The sequence below is a fragment of the Christiangramia aquimixticola genome (assembly GCF_048285835.1).
GTDB lineage: Bacteria > Bacteroidota > Bacteroidia > Flavobacteriales > Flavobacteriaceae > Christiangramia > Christiangramia aquimixticola.
In genome coordinates, this window is the sequence record NZ_JBLVTL010000006.1 from 149,070 (window position 1) to 150,628 (window position 1,559).

Here is a 1,559-nt window from a genome sequence, read left to right on the forward strand (position 1 = left end):
GCGACCCTTGGCGAAGTACTTGAACATGAAGGTAAAAAGCAGATACGAATTGCTGAAACTGAAAAATATCCTCACGTAACCTTCTTCTTTTCAGGTGGACGGGAAGAGCCATTTTCAGGAGAAAGAAGACTCATGTGCAATTCACCAAAAGTTGCTACCTATGATCTTAAGCCGGAAATGAGTGCTTATGAGATCAAGGACAAAATTATTCCTGAACTTGAAAAAGAGTCAGCAGATTTTGTTTGTCTTAATTTTGCAAATCCCGATATGGTAGGACATACCGGAGATTTTAATGCAGCTGTTAAAGCTTGTGAAACAGTAGATATCTGTGCTAAAGAGGTAGCTGAAACTGCTTATGAACATGGTTATTCTGTAATAATCATCGCAGATCATGGAAACAGTGAAACTATGATTAATCCGGATGGCAGTCCCAACACGGCACATACCACAAATCCGGTTCCTTTAATCCTTATGGACAAGGACATCAAAAAGATCAATGACGGAAAATTAGGGAATATTGCACCAACTATTTTAAAACTGATGGGCATTTCCCAACCAGATTTAATGACTGAAGATCCATTAATTTAAAACTATGACAAGATTATATATTTTACTAGCCCTAATAACTATTAGCTGTGGAAATAAAGTAAATGATCCATCTGTAGAAATGGATATGGCTATGGAAGATGAATGGTTAGAAAAAGAAGAAGCTCTAGGTACTCAAAACGATGACCTGCTTGGAAAATTCGTAAAGGAAGATTTACAAAAAAAGCCTTATTCCACCTGGTACAATCCGAGATATGAGAAATTCAATCCGGATAGTGAAGAAATGACCATCATTGCCAATAATATTCATGATTATAAATTAAAAGTTTTAATGGGAACCTGGTGCGGTGATAGCAAAAGGGAAATCCCTAAGCTTCTTAAGATCTTAGATGAAGTAGATTTTAATTCTGATAATCTTGAGCTAATCGCGGTAGACCACAATAAACAAACTCCTTCTAAAATAGAGGAAGAACTTGATGTTCAAATGGTTCCAACTATAATTTTCTTCAAAAACGGAAAAGAATGGAACCGGTTTGTGGAATATGCCAGAGCGGAGAGTATTGAAGAAGATATTGCCAGGATTGTTAGTGGAGAAGAGTACAAAAACTCCTATGCAGACTAACTAATCTTATAGCTAAACCATTAAATTCGAAAATATTAACTAATTTAGTAGCATGCCAACTTCTCTAACGATAGCAGTTGATTTTGACGGTACTATAGTAGAGAACAGATTTCCTGAAATAGGAAAACCTATTCTTTTTGCATTTGATTCTTTAAAAAAATTGCAGGAAGAAGGTCACCGTCTAATCTTATGGACCTACAGGCACGGAAACAGACTCGATGAAGCTGTTGAATTTTGCGAAAAACATGGTCTTAAATTTTACGCTATTAATAAAAGTTATCCTGAGGAGGAATTTGATGATACAATAAGCCGTAAAATTCTTGCAGATATTTTTATTGACGATAGAAATATTGGAGGAATGAAAGGTTGGGGAGAGATTTATCATTCACTC

2 protein-coding genes and 1 pseudogene are annotated in these 1,559 nt (G+C 35.8%); all 3 read left to right on the forward strand.

Translation table 11 applies throughout. The features are described 5' to 3' along the window. Window positions 1-588, forward strand: a pseudogene (locus ACNKXV_RS12670) (2,3-bisphosphoglycerate-independent phosphoglycerate mutase); the annotation flags it as partial. A gap of 4 nt (window positions 589-592) precedes the next feature. Next, window positions 593-1,168: a thioredoxin family protein gene (locus ACNKXV_RS12675; RefSeq protein WP_417908108.1), complete on the forward strand. Its 576-nt coding sequence runs from the start codon at window positions 593-595 to the stop codon at window positions 1,166-1,168. A 52-nt stretch (window positions 1,169-1,220) separates the two neighbouring features. Next, on the forward strand, window positions 1,221-1,559 hold a 339-nt coding region (locus ACNKXV_RS12680; RefSeq protein WP_417908109.1), incomplete at its 3' end, for a BT0820 family HAD-type phosphatase.

Coding starts and splice junctions, on each gene's coding strand:
- ACNKXV_RS12675 (WP_417908108.1), top strand. CDS start 593: ATGACAAGATTATATATTTTACTAGCCCTAATAACTATTAGCTGTGGA.